The following is a 20,539-nucleotide window of genomic DNA, read 5'->3' on the forward strand; positions in this document are numbered from 1 at the left end:
TGTGCTCCCGCCTCGGTTATCCTCGCGAACACACCATGCCGATCCCTCCTCGCACGCTCCTCCTCCCCCGACGCCATTTCCTTCTCGGCTCCCTCTCCGCCCTCGCGCTTCCCTCCTGCGCCGGGCAGTGTGGCTCGCCCGGCGTGGTGACGCCCGAGGCCGCGCGGCCGACGATTCCGTTTGGCGTGCAGACCGGCGATCCCACGGCCTCGGGCGTCGTGCTCTGGAGCAAGACGGATCGGCCGGCGCGGCTTTTCGTGGAATGGGGGACCGACGAGCGGCTCAGCGATGCGAGGAAGCTCGAAGGGCCCGTGGCCACGGCGGAGAACGATTTCACGGCGCGCGTGGAGCTCACGGGGTTGCCGGCCGGGAAACGGATCCATTACCGCGTGGTCTTCGAGGCGGACGACGCGGGGCACGCGCGGAGCGAGCCCGCCGTGGGGTCGCTCCGCGCGCCGCCAGGGCCGGGGGAGGATGTGAAGATCGTTTGGTCGGGGGATACGGCGGGGCAAGGGTTCGGGATCGACGTGGATCGCGGCGGGATGAAGACGTACGCGTCGATCGCGCGGCTCGCGCCGGATCTGTTCATTCATTCGGGGGACAGGATCTACGCGGACAATCCCTTGCCGGAGGAGATCAAGCTGGACGATGGGTCCGTCTGGAAAAACCTCGTGACACCGGCGAAGTCGAAGGTGGCCGAGACGCTGGAGGAGTTCCGGGGGAATTTCGCGTACAACTTCCTCGACGAGCACGTGCGGCGGCTGCACGCGGCCGTGCCGACCATCGTGCAATGGGACGATCACGAGGTGCGCAACAACTGGTTCCCGGGGCAGGTCCTTTCGGATCCGCGGTACAAGGAGCGGCGGGCGTCGGTGCTCGCGGCGTTCGCGAAGCAGGCCATGTTCGAGTATGCGCCGATGCGGCAAGGGCCGGTTCATCGGGTGCTGTCGTACGGGCCGCGCGTGGATGTTTTCGTGCTCGATGCGCGGACCTTTCGGGGATCGAATGGACCGAATCGCGAGGAGAAGGAGCCCGCCGTCATCCTCGGGCAAGAGCAGATCGCGTGGCTGAAGGAGGCGCTCGCGCGGTCCGTGGCGACGTGGAAGATCATCGCCTGCGATCAGCCGATCGGGCTCGTGATTCCGGATGGACCCACGGCGCAGGAAGGGTTCGCGAACGGGGAGGGGCCGCCGCTCGGGCGGGAGCTGGAGATTGCTTCGATTCTGTCGTTTCTACAGGAGAAACGTATCCGGAACGTCCTGTGGATCACGGCGGACGTGCATTACGCAGCGGCGCACCATTATGATCCTTCGCGGGCGAAGTTCGCGAAGTTCGATCCGTTCTGGGAGCTCGTCGCCGGGCCGTTGCACGCAGGCACGTTCGGGCCAGCGCCGCTCGACGAGACGTTCGGGCCCGAGGTAAAATTTCAGAATCGAAAGCAGGGGGATCCGCCGGTCGGGCCTGCCGGGGGAAAACAGTCGTTCGGGGTGCTCGCGATCGACGGGAAAAGCGGGCAGCTCCGCGCGTCGCTGCACGATGGAGACGGCAGCGAGATGTGGGGCGTGGAGATCGAGGCGGTGAGCTGATTCTCGGGTTCTCTAAAGCGCCTTCCACCCGAACGTGACCGCGCCTTGCGGCAAGCGCGGCGGGTCGAGGGCGAGGATGTAATCGACGCGGCGGTTCTTCGCCTCGGCGACCTCGTCCCCCGTCTTGACGATCGGGCTGTGCTCGCCGAACCCTTCCCACGCGACCGGGATCTTCAGGCCGCGGCCGCGGAACCAGGCGGCGATCGCGCGCGCGCGCTTGCGCGAGAGCGTGAGGTTGTGCTCGGGGCTGCCCACCGTGTCGGTGTGGCCCGCGATGAAGAGCGAAATGCCCTTCAAATCCTGGTGTTTCGTGAGCGCGGCCTTGACCTTGTCGAGGCTCGCTTCGAGCTTCGGCACCTCGGAGTCGCGGATCTTGTCCGAGTCGGTCTCGAAGTTGACCTCCTCGTGGTCGATCTTCACGTTCCACGGCGTGATCGCCACGCCGACGTAGTTGCCCTCGGTGTCGTGACCCCAGACCTCGATGCGCGACACCGTTTCGGCACGGATCGGGCTCCAGTCGATCGCGAGCACCGTGCCCGGCGCCGCGCCGTCAAACGCCTTCGCCGCGTTCGCGAGGATCTTGCCGGATTCGCCGATGACCTGGAGCTCGACCTTGCAAGCCGCATGCGTGAGCTTGACCTCGAGCTTGTGGCCTTCGAGGTCGACGCGTGCTCGATCCACGCTGATCTCGAGCTTCTTTTTCGGGCCCGCAGCCGCGCCGGCCTTGGGCTGGCACGTGATCGACGGCGCCTTCGGGGCCTCCGCGAGCTCCGCCGGGGCGGGTTTGTCCGGGGTAGGTTCGGCCTTCGCCTCCTCGGGCGGAGGCGGCTTCGGGGCCTCGTCCGTGGGCGACGGCGCAGGGGGCGTGGAGGACGTGGCCTCGGCGGTGGGGGCCTCGGTCGGGGTTTCGGGGTTCGTCTGGGCGCCCGCGCCGCCGCAGCCGCAGGCGAGCGCCAGCAGCAAAAGGGGCGCGATCGACGAGGTTCGGAAGATCGCCATGGAGAACGTCTACCAAAACCCGGAGGGCGACTCCAGGCTTTCGTGACCGTCCCCGGCGGCGCGGATCACTTGGGCCAGCGGACGTCGAGGACGACGCGGCGGCCATTGCGGAAGAGCTCGAAGACGGCGCCGCCCTTTTCGCGGGAGGACGCGTAGCCGCTCAGCGCGCGGTCGGGGTTATCGATGCCGAATCCATTGATGGAGACGAGGACGTCGCCCGGCTGGACGCCCGCGAGGGATTCGATCGCGTCGGGGCCGAGGCGCGAGTAGCGCACACCGACGGTCTTTCCGCCCTGCTGGACGGGGCTGATGCGCGTGCGGAGGTCGTTGCCGCCGTCGAAGACGTTCTTGCCGAGGTTCGTCCGGACGAGGAAGATGTCGAGGCCCGCCTCGCGGAGCTTCTGGACCCGCGCGACCAAGGCGTCCGGATCGTGGACCTCGGGGCGGAGCGCGGCGAGCACGCTCGGGAGGGCCGGGACGTTCGTGTCGTCGAAGGAGGTCTCTTCGCGCGGCGGGGGCGGGGCGGGGAGCGCGGCGGTTTGCTTGGGCGGCGCGTGCGTCTTGGGTTTGCCCCTGGACTTCGCGCGGTGCTGTTCGGCGAGGAACGACCCGAGCATGGCGAGGTGCTGGCTCGTTTCGACGACGACGAGCGTATTGAACGACAGAATGCCCACGGAGAGGACGGCGAGCGCGACGGGCAGCCAGCGCAGGACCGCCGTCGCGCGTCGCGGGGCGGGTTTTTCGGCGCTCGCGCGCGCGACGACGCGGCAAGCTTTGCGGAGGCAAGGGTCGCAGGCTTCGGCGCCCGCGCCGCTGGGGACGAACGGCTCTTCGCAAAGCGCGCAGATGTGTGCTTGCTCGACGTGAGGACCAGCGCAAGTGGGGCACGAGGGGGTGCGGTAAGGCTCGGACGACATGGAGCGGGGGGATATCAAGTTCGATGCCAGGCCGGGACGAGCGCGTTTTGCAGAGAGAACACACGTCCGGTGCGTCAGGATCGCGACAATCCGGCGCGAGACGCGGCGGCGCGCTGCCAAAATGACAAGCGTTTCTGGAGCGGCAGGATTCCGACCGTGGAGGGCGTTTCGACGGAATTGACGCGTTCTGCCCCGCGCGGTAGTCGTTCGGGATGGAGCTTCTCCCGGTCGACAAGGCCGAAACCACGACGACGGCGCGAGCGACGATGCGGGTGTGGCGGCCCGCACGGCGGGTGCTGGTGACGCGGGTGACGGGTTACCTCGACGATCAGTGCGCGACGTTGATCGAGGCGGTGGCGCGCAGGGTCGCCGCCGAGGAGGGGCGCGTCATGGGCTTTCACGACTGGGAGGAGATGACCGACTACGACGCGCGGGCCCGCGCGCGGCTGACCGAGATGGCGCGCGACATGGGGAAAGGGAACGAGGGGGCCCATTTCCTCGTGCGGTCGAAGCTCGTGGCGCTCGGCATCCAGGCGGCGAGCGTGGTGATGTCGGGCGTGCGCGTGCACCATACCCGCGCGGACTTCGAGGCCGCGCTGCGCGAATGCATCCAGCAGCGAAGCCGCCCGGCGTGAGCTGCGCAAAGGCGTCGTGAGCCGATATGGGGGCGGAGGACGGCAAAAAAGGGAGGTCTCGAGGGCTTCGGGCCGCTCGAGGATCAATTCCAGGCGATCTTCGATGATTTCTTCCGCCGCCCGGCGGTGGATTCAGGGCAGGATCGTCGCATTCCGATGCTCGTGTCGCTGGAGGAGGCGGCCTCGGGCGCGAGCAAGGTGATCAAGGCGACGTTCGAGGCGCGCTGCGCGGCCTGCAAAGGGAGCGGCGTTTTTCAGAGCGCTCTGCCCGGCGTTTCGTGTCCCGTATGTCTGGGCAAACAGCGGGTTTTGCAGGAACGAACGCTGACGGTGAAGGTGCCGGCGGGGATCGACGACGGGCAGATCCTCAGGCTCGCGGGGCAGGGGGACGAGGCGTCGCTCGGCGTCGGGCGGCCCGGAGATTTGATGATCGAGGTGATCGTGGCGCCGCACCCGCGCCTGCGTCGCGAGGGCGTGGATCTGTTCGTCGAGGTGCGGATCGACGCGGAGACCGCGCGGCGCGGGGGGCGCGTGAAAGTGCCGGTGCTCGACGGCGAGCGGACGGTCATGGTGCCCCGAGGGACGGTGACCGGGGCCGAGCTGCGGCTCGCCGGGTTTGGCGCCGTGCGCCTCGGCGCCGAGGCCGTGCCCATTCCCGCGGAGGTAACGGCCGATCCCTATCGTTCACGGAGCGTCGGGGACCACCGCGGTGACCAGATTGTCACGTTCGTCGTGGGGGAGTCTTTCGTGGACGGGAAGGACGAGGCGTTCGAGGTGCGACAAGCCGCACGGAACACGGGGCTCTTTCGGACCGTGCTGCTCGCCGCGGCGCTGATCGCGGCGGTGATCGGGGCGCTCGTCCTCGGGCGCTAGCGTCACCGGGGATCCACACGCGCGAGCACGGAAACGGCGGGGCGGGACACGCGTTCGGGCGAGCCTGGAACGGCTTCCCTTCCGTGCGGGATCGGGGTACAGGGGGTGTACGCGGCGCGACGAGCGCCCAATCCTTGTCCGATATCATCGAAACAATACATCGCTCGCGGCGTCTGCCTGCGGGATCACCACGAAGATTCTGGCGTGGAGGAATCATGAAGCGCTCTGCTCGATATGCCACGGCTCTCATCACGCTGCTCGCCGGCTCCGCGGCGCGCGCGGGTGACATGGATCTGCCGAATTACCATGCGTACGACGACGCCCCCGCCGTCGCGGTGAGCCCACTGCAAAGCCTGCACGAGACCGGCGTCGGCGGCGTGACGGGCGTGGACGAGAAGCGCGGCGTGCCGACGTTTTTCTGGGCCCCGAAGGGCGGCTGGAAGGCGCCGGGCGCGCAGACGGCGACGCCCGCGGGGTCGGCGCGGCTCTACCTCGAGCACTACGCGTACCTCTACGGCGTCGGCAAGAAGGCGATCGACGCGGCCGTGCCCGTGGTGGTGAACGACGTGACGGGCGGGGGCATCATCGTGGTGTTCCGCCAGAACGTCGACGGGATCGAGGTCTTCCAGAACGACGTGAAGGTGCTGATGACGCAGAGCCGCGAGCTCGTGGCGATCGCCGGCAACCTGCACCCGTCGGCGACGCCGGGCATGAAGCGCGGCAAGAACTTCAAGCTCGATGCCTCCACGGCCGTCTCCCGCGCGTTCAACGATTTCTTCGCGACGAAGGTGCCCGCGAGCGCATTCAAGGACAAGAAGCAGCCCGAGCACGGTTATGCCTTCTACGACCTCGTCGATTCGCCCGAGACGGCGCACGTCGAGTTGACGCGCCCGGCGCGCATCAAGAAGGTCTATTTCCCGATGCCGGATCAGCTGGTGTCGGGGTATTACGTCGAGATCTGGGGCGGCCAGAAGGGCCTGCACAACGACGAGCTCTACGCGTACGTGATCGCCGCGGACGACGGGCGGTTGCTCATGCGCGCGGCTCGGACGAGCGACGCGGAGTTCAAGTACCGCGTCTGGTCCGACGGCGCGCCGAAGTACACGCCGACCGAGGGCCCGATGGCCGATTACGCGCCCCACCCGACGGGCACGCCCGACGGCTCGGCGCCGGCATTCATCGCACCGACCCTGGTCACGATGGACGGCTTCAACACGAATCCGCAAGGAACGTTCGATCCGTGGCTGCCCGTGGGCGCGGAGGAGACCTCGGGCAACAACGTCGACGCGTACGTCGATCACGAGGATCCGCAGGGCCTCTCCTCCGGTGAATATCGCGCCAACGTGACGGCGCCGGGCGTCTTCGATCGCGTCTACGATACGGCGCAGAACCCCGACGTCACGCAGGATCAGGTGAAGGCGGCGATCACGCAGCTCTTCTTCCTGAACAACTACCTGCACGATTACTGGTACGACTCGGGCTTCAACGAGCAGGCCGGCAATGCGCAGGTGAACAACTACGGCCGCGGCGGCCTCGGCAACGACGCGATCCTGGCCGAGGCGCAGGACGGCTTCCACAACGCGACGCCTTCGCTCGACAACGCGAACATGAGCACGCCGTCCGACGGCAGCCAGCCGCGAATGCAGATGTTCGTCTGGAGCGGCCCGCCGAACGCGAGCCTGACCGTGAACCCGGGCGGCGCGACGTATCCGACCGGCGTCGCGAGCTTCGGTCTGCAGACGTTCACCACGACGGCGGAGGTCGCGCTCGCGGTCGACAACTCCACGGACACGACGAACCAGACCCCCGGCACGTTCAATGACGCCTGCCAGCCCCTCGTGGGCAATTACGCCGGGAAGATCGTGATCGCGGATCGCGGCTCGTGCGATTTCAACCTGAAGGCGTCGAACATCGAGGCCGCGGGCGCGGTGGGCGGGATCATCGCGAACCACCTGGCGCCCGGCCTGCCGCCGAGCCCCATGGGCGAATCGACCCCGCCCATCACCGTCGGCATCGGCGTGCTCGGCGTCACGAAGGACGTGGGCACGGCGCTGAAGGCGGCCATCGCGGCCGGCAGCCCGATCACGGCCACGATCTCCCGCGCGGACAACACGAAGCGCGACGGCACGATCGACAACGGCGTGGCCGCGCATGAGTGGGGTCACTACATCCACAACCGCCTCGTCGCGGTGGGCTCGATCCAGGCCCGCGGCATGGGCGAGGGCTGGGGCGATACCGTGGCGCTCCACATGCTCATTCGCGAGGGCGATGATCCGAATGGCGTGTACGCGACAGCGGTGTACGGCGGCGCGACGTTCGGCGATAGCGCGTATTTCGGGATCCGGCGTTTCCCGTACACGACCGACTTCACGAAGAACGCGCTCACGTTCAAGCACATCCAGGCCGGCGAGGCGCTCCCGACCGGTATGCCCACGCAGCCGCTCGCCGCCGAGAACGAAGAGGTGCACAACACCGGCGAGATCTGGGCGACGATGGTGCTCGAGGGGTATGCGAAGCTCCTCGAGGACGCGTACTCGGCGACGCCGCGGCACACGTTCGACCAGGCCAAGCGCAAGATGGCCAATTACCTGACCGGCGGCATGCAGCTCGCCCCGGCGAACCCGACGTTCACCGAGCAGCGCGACGGCATCCTGGCGACGGCGATCGCGGCGAACGTGGAGGACTTCGAGGATCTCGCGACCGGCTTCGCCATCCGCGGCGCCGGCTCCTGCGCGATCTCGCCGCCGCGCAACTCCACCGACAACGTGGGCGTGACCGAGAGCTACGAGGCGGCGCCGCAGCCGGTGATTGTCTCTGTGAACATCGACGACAGCGTGCTGTCCTGCGACAACGACGGCGTCCTCGACAACAGCGAGATCGGCAAGGTCACCGTCGAGGTGCGCAATCAGGGCTGGGGGCCGCTCGTCGGCGGCACGGTCACGGTGAGCTCGACGAACCCGAACGTGTCGTTCCCGAACGGCGCGTCCGTGGCGCTGCCGGCGACGAACATCCTCGCCTCGAACACGACGACGCTGCAAATCGCGCTCGCGGATTCGGTCGCGGCAGTCACGGATCTGCAGCTCAAGGTCGATGTGGCCGCGCCCGGATCCTGCTCGCCGACGATCAGCAATTCGAGCGTGCGCAAGGCCCATTTCGACAGCATCCCGAACGTGGCGACGCAGGAGCTCTGGGAGAGCAACCTCGAGACGTGGACGGCGAAGAACGCGTCGGGCCCGAGCAACAAGTGGGCGCGGATCCGGCCGCTCGCCACGTCGTCGAACGTGCTCGCCCACGGCGAGGCGACCGCGGGCATCTCCGACGAGCGGTACGAGTCGCCGGACTTCGTGGTGGGCAATGGCAACGTGACGATGTCGCTCGTGCACCGCTACCAGTTCGAGCGGAGCGGGACGCCGGCCACGAACTGGGACGGCGGCATCATCGAGCTGAGCCAGGACGGCGGCCAGACCTGGGTCAACATCAACACGTACGCGAACCTCGGCGCGACCTACAATGGCACCATCGGCACCGCGGACGCCGGCAACCCGCTCGTAGGCCAGAAGGGCTTTACGGGGCAGAGCACGGGTTTCACGAACGGTGCGAACGTCACGACGAGCATCAACCTCGGCAATCAGTTCGCCGGCAAGACCATCAAGATCCGCTTCCGCATCGGCACGGACGAGGCGGTCGGGACGCAGGGGTGGTTCATCGAGAGCCTGACCGTCAACGGCCTCGCGGCCCCGCCGTTCGGGAGCATCGTGTCGGATCAGGGCACTTGCGACGATCCGAACCAGGCGCCGATCGCGATGGCCGGCCCGGATCAGATCGTGGCGAGCGGCGATACCGTGATGCTCGACGCGTCCGGGAGCTCGGATCCCGATAACGATCCGCTCACGTTCGGCTGGACGCAGCAGGTCGGTCCGGGCGTGACGCTGGGCGCGGCGAACAGCGCGCATACGGACTTCGTCGCGCCAAACGTCGCGACGGAGACGCTGCTCACGTTCCAGGTGGCCGTGAATGACGGTCAAGCGTCGGCGACGGATACGGTGGACGTGCTCGTGCAACCGCCGGCCGGGACGACCAGCTCGTCGAGCTCGACCGGTGTTGGCGGCATGGGCGGCGCCGGTGGTGCTGGCGGAATGGCTGGCGCCGGTGGAACGGGTGGCGCTGGCGGTGAAGGCGGCATGGGTACCGGCGGCATGGGCGGTGCTGGTGGCGCCGGTGGTGCCGGTGGCGTCGGCGGCACCGGTGGCGCTGGCGGCGAGGGCGGCGTCGGCGGCGGCATCAGCGCCGGTGGCGCTGGCGGCGAGGGTGGCGAGGGTGGCGAGGGTGGCGAGGGTGGCGAGGGTGGCGAGGGTGGCTCCGTCACCGCCGTCACCACGGTCACCACGGGCGCTGGTGGCGGCGGCGGCGATGAGCCGGTCGTCGTCGGCGGTTGCGGCTGCTCGGTGCCGGGCGACGAGGCGCCGGCGCGCGGCGTGGGCGCCGTGGGCGGCTTCCTCGCGATGGTGGGCGCCTTCATGGCCAAGCGCCGCCGCAGCAGCAAGCGGTCCTGAGACCCGAACGGCCGAGGCGCGAGCCCCTCGCGCCCCGGAAAACCCGCCCGCGTTCGTCCTCGCGACGGCGCGGGCGGCGCCTTTTTGTGGGTTACACGATTCCGCGTCGCATCAAGGCGCGGCCGGGCGGCGCGCGACGACCTCCAGCGCGCCCTCGAACGGCGCGCGCTGGGCCGCGAGGGCGCGGACGAGGTCGTTCATCGAGGGCAGGTCGTCGGCGACGAAGACGAATCGATACACGCCGGGGCTTTTTTGCGTCGAATAGACGAAGGCGCGCGTGCGCCGGGCCTCGGCGGTGATGGCGGCGACGGCGGCGGCGCCGATCGTGCCCTCGAAGCGGGCGAGGTCGGCAACCTCGGCGTGTGTCACGAAAAACGCGCCGCCCCAGTGCGGGCGCGAGGCGAAGAGGTTCAGGGTTTCGGGGGCGCGCATGGCGTCGGAGGCGGTGGAGCCGCCGAGCGAGGAGGCCATCGCGGCGCCGTCGAAGGCGTGGAAGGCCGGCCATAAGCCGGGGGCGACGACGGCGACGAGGGGCCGGGCGTGCGCGAGGGGCGGCAGGCCGTCGGGGAAGGCTTTGTGGACGGCGGCGAGGAAACCGGGGGCGAAGCCGGGGTCGTGCAGGCTCTTTCCTTCGGCGAGGCGGGCGTCGAGGAAGGGGAGCACGGCCTTGGCGACGCGGTCGATCGTGGGCTCGGCATAAAGGCCCATCGGCGCTTCGAGCTTTCTGGACAAACCCGGCGGATCGAGGCGCCCCATGGCCTTCGCGGTGCCGAGCGCGGTGGCGAGGGCTTCGTCGAGGACCGCATACGAGGCCGGGGCGAGCGGGTCGTTCGTCTCGACGAACGATCGGGAGAGGGCGGCGAGGCGCTCGTCGGTCGCGGCGGCGTGCAGGTGGTGGAGCATTTCGTGGACGACGACGGGGGCGCGGTCCTCGGGTTTTGCGCCGGCGGGCATCTCGATGACGGCATGGCCGCCGATCTGGCGGGCGGTGTCGACCGAGCGGTGGGCCGGGCGGGCCATGAGGTGGAAATGGAGCGGGGTGCCCTCGGGGAGGTCGGCCTTGTAAAACCCGACGAGCGCCTCGACGTGGCCCGTGAGTCCCTCGCGCTGGAAGAGGGCGGCGAGCTTCTCGGCGGATTCTTCGCAATGGGCGCGGCCCTCGCGTTCCCAGTATCGATCGAATCGAGGGCGGAAATGGTCGACGAGGGTCTGGGCGCGCTGCGCGTCGGTGGGTGTGGTGACGAGGCCGAGGTAACGGACGTGCTCGTCGGGCGTGCGAGCGACGAGGCCGGCGATGGAGAGGCGCGCGGCGACGGTGCGATCGGCGTGGGGCAAGGGGAGGGGCGCGGCGGGGGCGGGGGAGCGGAGCTCGATGCGGCCGTTCCAGGATTCGCGGATCTTGCGGAAGGCTTCGAGGGTGCGGCGATCCGTGTCGTCCCAGCCGAGATCGTCCTGCCAGAGGGCCTCGTACGCGGCGCGGGAGCAAGGGTGCCGGCCGGCCATGCAATCGAGCTGGTAGACGAGGTTCGGGAGGGGATCGGCGTGGAAGACGAGGCGGAGCTTCGTGCCGCGGGCTTCCCGCTCGAACGAGGAGCTTTGCGTGGCCGCGGGCTTCATGGCGTCCGCGGCGGGCTCGGGCGCGAGGAGCGGGGCGTTCGCTTGCGAATCGGACTTCGGCGTGGGGGAGCACGCGGCGAAGCCGAGGAGGGCGAAGCGGGCGAGGGACCGGGGCGCGAATCGAGGGGCCGAGGGGAAGGCCATGTGGCCGTGAGCGTGGATCGAATCGAGCAGGCGCGCTCGCGCCTTGGAGCGGCTTTTGCGTGTGGAAATGGCGAATGCCTCACCGTGTTACCATGATGTCGTGAAAATGGTGTTCACGGGATTCGAGCTTTCCGTGGTAGGGTGATCTCAGAAAGGGGATCCTTGCCATGATCAAGATTCGATCTTTTCTTCCCGTCGCGCTCGTTGTGGGGATGGCGACGCTCTCGGCGGCTTGCACGGACGAGGGAGAGAACGGCTCCGGAGGCAACGGGGGAGCAGGCGCGACCGGTGGCACGGGCGGTACGGGCGGCACCGGTGGAATGGGCGGCACGGGCGGAATGGGCGGGGCCGGGGGAATGGGCGGCGCGGGTGGAATGGGCGGCGTCGGCGGGATGGGCGGCGCGGGAGGCGCGATGGCCGCGCCGGACCTGGATTCGAATCTGATGTGGTACGGCCAGAACCGCGAAGCGCTCGACAAGATGATCGACGAGGTCGGGGTGAACAGCGCGTCGTACGATCCGGCGCAGAAGCCCGTCGCGATTTTCGACTGGGACAACACGGTCATCAAGAACGACGTGGGGGATCTCGTGTTCTTCTGGCTCGTGAAGAACGACAAGATCATGCAGCCGCCGAACAAGGATTGGCGCACGACGAGCCGTTTCCTGACGAATGACGCGCGGAACGCGCTGAACCAGGCGTGCGGAGCGCTGGTCGACGCGGGGATGCCGCTGCCAACGAGCACGAACGCGGAATGCGCGGACGAGATCCTCGCGGTGTATACGACGGGGAAGACGGTGGACGCGAAGGCGGCGTTCGAGGCGTGGAACTATCGCACGATGGAGCCTGCGTACGCCTGGGCCGCAGAGGTGCAGGCGGGATACACGCCGGCCGAGATGAAGGCATTCGCGAACACGGCGATCGAAGAGGGGCTCGCCGCGGCGGAGGGGACGAAGCAGACGATCGGGACGACGTCGGTCAATGCGTACGTGCGGATCTACGAGCAAATCAACGATCTGATCGACGTGATGCAGAAGAATGGGCTCGACGTGTGGGTGATTTCAGCATCGCCGCAGCCGAACGTGGAGGCGTTCGCGGAGCGCGTGAACGTGGGCGCGGATCACGTGATCGCGATCCGGAACCTGCTCGACGGGGCCGGGAAGCTGACGTACGACTTCGAGGGATGCGGATCGGTCGTGGATGGGTCGGGGAACGGCGCGAATCCCGTCGGCAATACGATGATCACGTACATCGAGGGCAAACGCTGCTGGATGAACAAGGTGATCTACGGGGTGACCGGGGCCGACGCGGAGAAGCCGAACGCGGACATGAAGAAGCGGCCGGTGTTCGGCGCGGGCGACTCGGATACGGACATCTCGTTCCTGCACGACGCGACGGTGCTGAAGCTCGCGGTGAACCGCAACAAGAACGAGCTCATGTGCAACGCATACGCGAACTACATGAACAAGTGGCTCGTGAACCCGATGTTCATCCTCCCAAACCCGCAGAAAGCCGCGCCGTACCCGTGTGCGACGACGGGCTGCAAGGACGCGTCGGGCGCCTCCGTTTCGTGCGTGAACGAGGTGGGTGAGGGGATCCCGGATCAGATGGATACGGTGTTCTGATCGCGGAAACGAAAAGGGAGGGCTCCGCGCGGGGCCCTCCCCGGGTGTTCACGGGTTCCGGACGCAACGAAAGCCGAGCCCGGGGACCTCGTAGGTGTGAATGGCGGCGCCGCGGAAGGCGGTCTGGATGCCGAGGTTCGATCGATTCCAGCCGCCGCCACGCACGACGTGCACGAGCACGCCGGGCTTTTGCACGTGGGGATCCGTGACGGCGTCGGCGCCATATTTGGCATAGGTGTCGTCGCACCACTCCCAGACGTTGCCCGCGAGGTCGTGGAGCGTGCCGGTGGGCCAGATGCGGTCGCGCCCTGGAGCGGCTTTGGGCGTGTGGAGTGCGTGTGGAAATAGGGAATGGTTCAGCGTGTTACCACGATGTAAATAAAATTACGTTCACCGGATTCGAGCTTTCTGGCGCGGGATGACCTCTTGGGGGAGTGGGCGCGACCAGCTGCACGAACACATATCAATTGTTCAGTGTTGTGGCGCATGTCTGTTCCATACTATAGTTCCTTGCCTCTCTGCGAGGGCGTAGTGCTAGGTGGCACGGGGCGCAGCGCAGCCAGGTGCGGTCAGGATGATCGATAGCAGAGGACGAGGTGAATCATGCCTTCGAGCAAGATCGACGCGATGATGTTCACGGTTCTCATCGGAATGGTGTCGGCAGGCTGCATCGCCGAGGACGGCTCCGTCCAAGACGAGTATGCGATGCGTGCAGAGGAAGAGGTCGAGGCGGTTGAGGAGGCCGCGCAGGCGCTCGATACATGCACGACGACCGGCGGCGGCACCTGGGGAAACATCATTACCCTCTGCAGGACGTCGAACAACAGCCTCTACGTCAAGAAACGCGACGGTGGGGCGTTTACGTCTTCGGGGACGATGAAGCTCAAGACGTGGTTGGGTACCATCGACACGAGGCCCGTATACGTCGGACAAAAGGAGGTCTGGTTCGGCCCCCCGGGGCCGGGATGGTATTCTGCTCTCTACGAGTCTAATGCGCCCGGGACGGCTTATACGGGCGAGATTCAGGTCCAGTAATGATCGTCTGCCCAGCGCCGCTACCCAAGCGGCGCTGGGCGGGTGGGATCAGTCGAGGCCGAGGCGCGCGCGGGCGTCGGCGTACGCGTCGCTCACCGAGAACACGATGAGCTCGCGGGCCTCGGCATTGCGACCGATCCAGGTGAGGCGCTCCTTGCCGGACGCCGGAGGCTGGTTCGTGTGGCCGCCAGCCCAGGCAATGCCCGTGAGCGCGATGTTGGGATCACCGACCGCGAGCAAGCCCGCGCGCGCACGACGGTGCTGAAGCTCGCGGTGAACCGCAACAAGAACGAGCTCATGTGCAACGCATACGCGAACTACATGAACAAGTGGCTCGTGACCCCGATGTTCATCCTGCCAAACCCGCAGAAAGCCGCGCCGTACCCGTGTGCGACGACGGGCTGCAAGGACGCGTCGGGCGCCTCCGTTTCGTGCGTGAACGAGGTGGGTGAGGGGATCCCGGATCAGATGGATACGGTGTTCTGATCGCGGAAACGAAAAGGGAGGGCTCCGCGCGGGGCCCTCCCCGGGTGTTCACGGGTTCCGGACGCAACGAAAGCCGAGCCCGGGGACCTCGTAGGTGTGAATGGCGGCGCCGCGGAAGGCGGTCTGGATGCCGAGGTTCGATCGATTCCAGCCGCCGCCACGCACGACGTGCACGAGCACGCCGGGCTTTTGCACATGGGGATCCGTGACGGCGTCGGCGCCATATTTGGCATAGGTGTCGTCGCACCACTCCCAGACGTTGCCCGCGAGGTCGTGGAGCGTGCCGGTGGGCCAGCTTCGCGCGCCCTTCGGATGCGAACGCACGGGCGAGGTGCCACCGCCGTGGCAGCCGGAGTCGCCTCCGGGCGAGACGAGGACACCAATGGTGAAATCGGCGTGCTCGCAGGTGGGTTCGTCGTTGCCCCAGGGCCATTTGCGTCCGTCGCCGCCGGTCGCCGCCCATTCCCATTGCGCCTCGGTGGGGAGGTCTTTGCCTTGGGCCTTGCAATACTTCTTGGCCTTGTCCCAGGAGACCTCGTTGGCGGGGTGATCGGGGCGGCGCGGATAGTTCGCAAAGACTTCGAGGGTCTTCGGCGGGTCGCAGGTCTTTTCGTCGACGCATGGTTTCATGGCGGCGACGGTGACCTCGGTCTCGTCCATGCAAAACGGGCGCGTGAGGACGACGCGGTGCGGGCGATCGGAGTCGGGCTGGTGTCCCTTGCGGAGGCGGCGCGCGCCGCCATTCAAGGTAAAACCTTTGCCCATGACGAATCCGTCAGGGCCGGTTTTCGGGATGTAAACCTCGCCCGCAGGGCAATGCGGGACACACGCGCCCGTGGCCTCGTCGCAGCGCTCGATCGAGGCGCAGGTGACGCCAGCGCAGCGGGAAGGTTCGGGCGGGGGCGCGGCCGAGGGGAGGGGCGTGGGCGCCGGCGGCGGAGATGCCGCAGACGCGGGTGGGGTGGGCGCGGGGGAGGCGTCCGGGGAGGAGCAGGCGGCGGCCCCGAGGAGGAGGGCCGCCGCAGAGGAGAGCAGGCGCGAGGCCAAGCGAGGGCGGGTGGGATCAGTCGAGGCCGAGGCGCGCGCGGGCATCGGCGTACGCGTCGCTCACCGAGAAGACGATGAGCTCGCGGGCCTCGGCATTGCGACCGATCCAGGTGAGGCGCTCCTTGCCGGACGCCGGAGGCTGGTTCGTGTGGCCGCCAGCCCAGGCAATGCCCGTGAGCGCGATGTTGGGATCACCGACCGCGAGCAAGCCCGCGCGCGCACCCCAGCCGTTCACCGCGGTGTTGAGGGTCGAGGCGCGGTTGCCGATGTTGGCGATGACGTCGGTCGCGAGCGTGCGCACCTGCGGATCGAGGCTCGCCGGGAGCGCCTTGGCGACGCGCGCCGACGCATCGTTGAGCTTGGCCGGGTCGACACCTTGCGGGGCAAACCCGGGGCTCAGCGCCTTGAGGTACGCGGCGAGCAGCGGCCAGAGGTCGATCGGCGCGGTGCGCGCGAAGGCCGTGGCATTCGCCTGGACGACCTTGAGCGCGCGGTGAACGAGGAACGTGCGGACAGCCTCGTTCGTCGCGGCCACGAGCGGCGCGCCGAGCACGATCGTCGGTGGATGCGCGCTCGCTGCGACGCACACCGAGCCGAGCGTGGACGACTGCAGCACCTTGAGATCCTCGATCCCGTAGGCGCGTGCGAGCTCCTTGATCTCCTCGGCGAGGTGCGCCTGCGGGGGCGGGAAGGGCGTCGCGCGGACCGACGTGACGTCGAACGGCACGGCCGTGTCGAGCATCGGCCCAGTGCGCTGCAGGAGGTCGCGGAACGCAGGCGTCATCACGTCGGGCGCGACCAGCTCGTCGAGCGAGAGGTCGCCGGCCGCCACGCCCGCGCCCGGAAGATCGACCGCGCCGCCGTCGAGGGCCGCCACGCTGCCACGCGCGATGCGCGCGACCTCGGGCCTTCCGCGTAGATCGGCGACGGTGGCGACGGTGCTGAAGAGGTACGGCTCGAAGCGGCCGGTGCCGAGCGCGCGGCGCGCGTCGGCGACGGCACGATCGAGCAGGACGTTCGCAGCCTGCGCCTGATCGGTGCGCTGGTAGAAGCTCGCGAGCGCGCCGAGCGCGACGTCGTCCTTGGGCCAGGTCTTGCGCGCCTGGAGCAAGGTCTGCTCGGCCTTCTTGAGGTCGCCCATCGCCTCGTAGATCTCGGCGAGCTGCGTCGTGCGACGGCACTTCGCCTCGGGCTCCTCGACGTTGTTGATGAGGATCGTCTGCTGCTCGAGGGCCTTCGCCGTGTCGCCGAGGTTCTTGTAGAGGTCGACGAGGCGCTCACGCGCGGGCTCGTTGTTCGCGAAGCGCTTCAAGACCTCCTGGTAGGAGAGCTCGGCGCGCTCGGCGTTCGGCAACGGTCCGTTGTAGAGGTCGCCGAGGCGCATGTAGAGCTCGGCCTGGCGCTCGGGCTCCGCGACGAGGCGCGCGAGCCGGATCCAGGCCTGCTCCGCGCCGCCCCAGTCGTCTTCCCTCGCGCAGACGTCGGCAAACGCCGTCAGAGCCTCGACGTGGTCGGGGTTCTGATCGAGCGCCGCCGCGAGAGCCTGCTTCGCCGCCGCCGCGTCGCCGACGTCGGCGAGCGCGCGGCCACGCAGGACCTCCATCTCGACACGCTCGGCCGGATCGGTGACGGCGTCGAGGCGACGTTCGAGGAGCGCGGCGAGCTCGGCCCGCGCGCCACTCGCGACGTAGATCGCCTGTAAGCGCTGGAAGACGTCGAGGTACGAGGGATCAACCGCGAAGACGCTCTCGAAGGCGCCACGCGCGCGCTCGGTCTCGCTCGTCTTGTCGGCCCAGAGGACCGCGGCGAGGTAGAGGTTGCGCACGCGCTCCTCGGCCGTCGCGCTGGTCTGCGCGGCAGCTTCGAGCGTGGTCGCAGCCCCGACGAAGTCGCCGCTCTGCTCGAGGGCGCGGGCACGTTCGAGGTGCACCACGAGGTGACCAGGCACGAGCTCGATCGCCTTTTCGAGGAGCTCGCGGGCCTTCTCGGTTTGCCCCGCACGCGTCGCGGACTCGGCAGCGCGCAGCGAGAGCGTGGCGATCTCGGAGGCGCGCTCGGTGCGGTTCGCGAGCTCGAGGTCGGCTTCGAGCGCCGTCGCCTCGTCGCCGCGCGCGCGAGCATGCGCCGCCGTTTGGCGGAGCGCCCAGAGCCCGCGAGGCTCGTTGCGATAGGCGATCTCGACCGGCTCGCGCGTCTCGTCCCAGCCGTGGATGCGGAGGCGGAGGCGCGCGGAGAGGTGCGCATGCGCGATGGCCTCGGGGCCTTCGAGCGTCCTCGCGAGCGTGAAGACGACCGGCTCGAGCTCCTCGTCGCGGCCGCCCGCGATGAGGGCGCTCGCCACGCGGCGGAGCGTCGGCAGGTGCGTAGGCGTCTCTTCGAGGATCGTGCGGCGCCAGAGCAGGCCGCTCGCCGCGTCGCCACGGCCGATCTCGTCGAGCTCGGCGAGGCGCTCGTACGCCTGGAGCCGCTCGACGGAATCCTCCGTCGCGCGGGCGTACTGCAAGAGGCCGTCGACGAGATCACTCGTGCCATGGCCCGCGAGCGCGGCGCGGTACGCGCAGAGCGGCGCGAGGAGCGTCTCGCCCGCGGCGATGGCTTGCCGCGAGAGGGCCGCGGCCTTCTCGAGGTCGCCGTCGCGCTCGTACTCGAGCGCGGCTTCGAGCGAGAAGCGCGCGGCGTCGGAGCCCGTGGAGGCAGCCGCGCGCTCGGCACGCCAGGCCGCGCGATCCGCGGGGCGCTCCGGCGAGAGGCGCTCGTAGAGCTCGCGCAGGCCGATGTCGTCGGGACGCGCCGTGAGCGCCTGCGCGAGCAGGCCCGCCGCATGCGCCGCGCCTTCCGGCGTGATGAGGGCTTCGCGCACGAAGTCGCGGGCCTGCTCGATCGGATCCTCGCTCGCCTGACGGCGGAGGTGGAGCCACTCGATGAGGCCGTCGCGATCGCCCACGCCGCGCGCCGTGCGCTCGCCGAGGTGCACGGAGAGCGGGAGGCGCGCGTCGATCTCGGCCGCGCCGCGGAGGAGTTTGTCGCGTTCGTCGTCGATCGAGGTGTCGGGGACCTCGACCTCGAGCAAGCGGATCGCCGCCTCCGTGAGCAAGAGCGCGGCGCGCGTGCCAGGCTCGATCGACTGCGCGAGGCCGGCGAGGACACTCGAAGCGGTCGCGGCGTCGGCGCCCGTCGCGCGAGCGCGCGTGGCGCCTTCGTGGGCCGGATCCGATTGGCGCGCGCGATCGTACCCTTCGGCCGCGAGCTCCGCGTCGCCCGCGAGCTCGGCGAGGAGCGCGCTCGCCAGCGCGCTGTCGCGATCCCCGTCCTCTGCACCGCGCCACGCGGCGACGGCGCGGGCGACGTTCGCGCCAGCCTTCGACTCGAGGTCGAGCTCGAGCTTGAGCGCGCGGCCCGTGCCGCTGTCGGCGGCGTGCTCGGTGTAGCCGAGGATCGCCGCCGCGAGGGCGTCGTTCTCGCCGAGGGGCTTGCCGTCGGGGCGAGCGTCGGCGAGGGCGCGGCCGAGCGCCGCGGAAGCACGCGCGCTCGGGCTGCCAGCGCCGATGACGCTGCTCGAAGACGCGTCGGTTTCGCGGGAGGCCGCGCTCGCCGCGGCGAGCAGCGGCGCGAGCTCGTCGTCGCCCGCGGCCGCGTCGACGGCCTGGTCGAAGAGCTCGCGCGAGCCTCCGGTGAGCGCCGTCAAGGAGAGGCGGTCGGCAGCCGAGAACGCGATCGTGTCGCTGCCCTCGACGGCCGCGCGCGCCGCGGCGGCGTCGCCGAGCTCGATCGCGCGGGCCGCGAGGGCGCGCCGCGCGTCGGCGTCGTGCGTGCCGTCGAGCGCGCCGCGCAGGGCCTCGATCGAGCCCGGACGCGTGTCCTTGCGCGCGGCCGCGAGCATGCCCGCGAGCCAGCCCGCGCCGCCCTTGAGGGAGGCGGTGCTGCGCAGGCGCCCGAGGCTCGACACCGCGAGGGACACGTCGCCCGCTTCGAGCGCGGCGCGCGCGCGGAGGAGCGCGTCGTACGCGGAGACGACACCGCGGATGCCACGCGGCACCACGCCGCGGTGGATCGCGACCTGCGTGAACGCGTCGCGCAGCGCCGAGAGCTCGCTCGTTTCCGGCGCGCGAACCTTCGTGAAGGCGTCGTCGGCGCTGCCGAGCGCCTCGGAGAAGCGCTGCACGTGCGGGCGCGGATCCGTGGGCAGCGAGCGCTGCGCGAGGTCCATGCGCTTCTGGGCGCCTTCCTCGTCCTCCTGGCGGATGCGCAGGACCTCGGCGCCGAGCACGGCGGCGTGGGCCCGCGCGGCCGGCGTCGGCGCGATGCGCGCCTCGGTGTCGAGCACCTCGATCGTGCCTTGCCAGTCCTGATCACGCGCGAGGAGCCCGCGGATCTGGCGATGCGCGAGCGGAGAGCTCGGCGCGAGCTCGCGCGCCTCGGCCGCGATCGCGCGCGCTGTCTGCTCCTCGCCCGCCATCGCGTAGATCTCGGACACCGCCACGAGCGCTCGCGCGCGCGCGGCCTTGTCCTCCATCGCCTCGGCTTCGGCGCGCAGCCACGCGGCCCGCTCGGCCCACGCGTCACGCTGCTGCGTGCGCACGAGGTGCGCGCTCGCGTCCTGCTCGTCGTCGAACGTGGGCGCTCCCGCGACGGGCGCGCGCTCGCGCCGCGACGGCGCGATCGGCACGTCGTCCTCGGCTTCCACCTCGGCCACGACCGCGGCCACCGGCGTCTCCACGACGGAAGGTCCCGCGGGCGTCACCGCGTCGTGGGCGCTCGTGTCCGCGGCCGGCAGCGTGTTCGTCTCGTCGACGAGGGCCTCCACGAGCCCGTCGTCCTCGGGCCTCGTGGGCAACTCGTGCCGCACGTCCTCCTTCATGCGCGCGGTCACCTCGCCGATCTCCGGCTCGCTGCCGGAGTTCCGCAGCGACGCCATCAGCTCGTCGGGCACGTGCGCCATGATGGTCGCAGCGTCGTCGTCGTCGTCTTCGATCGCGTCCTCTGCGAGGTCGATCTCGTCGTCTTGGGGCTCGCTCACGGGACCTT

The 20,539-nt window shown here is 69.4% G+C and carries 14 protein-coding genes; 7 read left to right on the forward strand and 7 right to left on the reverse strand.

All coding sequences use genetic code 11. From position 1 onward, the window contains the following. The first annotated feature begins 35 nt into the window (after window positions 1-35). Window positions 36-1,586: an alkaline phosphatase D family protein gene (locus KEG38_RS22930; RefSeq protein ID WP_272421872.1), complete on the forward strand. Its 1,551-nt coding sequence runs from the start codon at window positions 36-38 to the stop codon at window positions 1,584-1,586. A gap of 12 nt (window positions 1,587-1,598) precedes the next feature. On the opposite strand, the gene KEG38_RS22935 is transcribed toward KEG38_RS22930, so the two are convergent. Both KEG38_RS22935 and KEG38_RS22940 read right to left on the reverse strand, forming a co-directional pair. Next, complete coding sequence (locus KEG38_RS22935; RefSeq protein WP_272421873.1) at window positions 1,599-2,585, reverse strand: OmpA family protein; 987 nt, start codon at window positions 2,583-2,585, stop codon at window positions 1,599-1,601. 65 nt (window positions 2,586-2,650) lie between these two features. Beyond that, on the reverse strand, window positions 2,651-3,502 hold the full coding sequence (locus KEG38_RS22940; RefSeq protein ID WP_272421875.1) for a hypothetical protein: 852 nt from the start codon (window positions 3,500-3,502) through the stop codon (window positions 2,651-2,653). A 212-nt stretch (window positions 3,503-3,714) separates the two neighbouring features. Here KEG38_RS22940 and KEG38_RS22945 point away from each other — a divergent pair, with 212 nt between their 5' ends. The 3 genes from KEG38_RS22945 (at window position 3,715) to KEG38_RS22955 (ending at window position 9,563) form a co-directional block, all read left to right on the forward strand. Beyond that, window positions 3,715-4,137, forward strand: coding sequence for a hypothetical protein (locus KEG38_RS22945; protein ID WP_272421877.1), 423 nt, complete (start codon window positions 3,715-3,717; stop codon window positions 4,135-4,137). A gap of 156 nt (window positions 4,138-4,293) precedes the next feature. Further along, the gene (locus KEG38_RS22950) at window positions 4,294-5,010 is read left to right on the forward strand and encodes a DnaJ C-terminal domain-containing protein (RefSeq protein ID WP_272421878.1); all 717 of its coding nucleotides are present in this window, start codon (window positions 4,294-4,296) and stop codon (window positions 5,008-5,010) included. A 215-nt stretch (window positions 5,011-5,225) separates the two neighbouring features. Then, window positions 5,226-9,563 (forward strand): M36 family metallopeptidase, encoded by a 4,338-nt coding sequence (locus KEG38_RS22955; RefSeq protein ID WP_272421879.1) that lies wholly within the window; start codon window positions 5,226-5,228, stop codon window positions 9,561-9,563. A gap of 111 nt (window positions 9,564-9,674) precedes the next feature. On the opposite strand, the gene KEG38_RS22960 is transcribed toward KEG38_RS22955, so the two are convergent. Next, the gene (locus KEG38_RS22960; protein ID WP_272421881.1) at window positions 9,675-11,324 is read right to left on the reverse strand and encodes a hypothetical protein; all 1,650 of its coding nucleotides are present in this window, start codon (window positions 11,322-11,324) and stop codon (window positions 9,675-9,677) included. 167 nt (window positions 11,325-11,491) lie between these two features. Between KEG38_RS22960 and KEG38_RS22965 the strand changes: the two genes are divergently transcribed. Next, window positions 11,492-12,946 (forward strand): haloacid dehalogenase-like hydrolase, encoded by a 1,455-nt coding sequence (locus KEG38_RS22965; protein ID WP_272421883.1) that lies wholly within the window; start codon window positions 11,492-11,494, stop codon window positions 12,944-12,946. A 48-nt stretch (window positions 12,947-12,994) separates the two neighbouring features. Here the strand turns inward: KEG38_RS22965 and KEG38_RS22970 are convergent, their stop codons facing one another. Continuing rightward, entirely contained in the window at window positions 12,995-13,306 is a 312-nt protein-coding gene (locus tag KEG38_RS22970) for a formylglycine-generating enzyme family protein (protein ID WP_276073410.1), read from the reverse strand. Window positions 13,307-13,549: 243 nt separating this feature from the next. Here KEG38_RS22970 and KEG38_RS22975 point away from each other — a divergent pair, with 243 nt between their 5' ends. Further along, window positions 13,550-13,981: a hypothetical protein gene (locus KEG38_RS22975; RefSeq protein WP_272421885.1), complete on the forward strand. Its 432-nt coding sequence runs from the start codon at window positions 13,550-13,552 to the stop codon at window positions 13,979-13,981. Between the two features lie 48 nt (window positions 13,982-14,029). Here the strand turns inward: KEG38_RS22975 and KEG38_RS22980 are convergent, their stop codons facing one another. Next, entirely contained in the window at window positions 14,030-14,221 is a 192-nt protein-coding gene (locus KEG38_RS22980; RefSeq protein WP_272421886.1) for a hypothetical protein, read from the reverse strand. An 18-nt stretch (window positions 14,222-14,239) separates the two neighbouring features. On the opposite strand from KEG38_RS22980, the gene KEG38_RS22985 reads away from it, so the two are divergent. Continuing rightward, entirely contained in the window at window positions 14,240-14,467 is a 228-nt protein-coding gene (locus tag KEG38_RS22985) for a hypothetical protein (protein WP_272421888.1), read from the forward strand. Window positions 14,468-14,515: 48 nt separating this feature from the next. Here the strand turns inward: KEG38_RS22985 and KEG38_RS22990 are convergent, their stop codons facing one another. Next, window positions 14,516-15,514 carry a formylglycine-generating enzyme family protein gene (locus KEG38_RS22990; RefSeq protein WP_272421889.1) on the reverse strand — a complete coding sequence of 333 codons (999 nt, stop codon included), beginning with the start codon at window positions 15,512-15,514 and terminating at the stop codon, window positions 14,516-14,518. A gap of 16 nt (window positions 15,515-15,530) precedes the next feature. Continuing rightward, window positions 15,531-20,531: a tetratricopeptide repeat protein gene (locus KEG38_RS22995; protein WP_272421891.1), complete on the reverse strand. Its 5,001-nt coding sequence runs from the start codon at window positions 20,529-20,531 to the stop codon at window positions 15,531-15,533. Between the last annotated feature and the right edge of the window lie 8 nt (window positions 20,532-20,539).

It is taken from the genome of Polyangium jinanense (assembly GCF_028435265.1).
GTDB classification, from domain to species: domain Bacteria; phylum Myxococcota_A; class Polyangia; order Polyangiales; family Polyangiaceae; genus Polyangium; species Polyangium jinanense.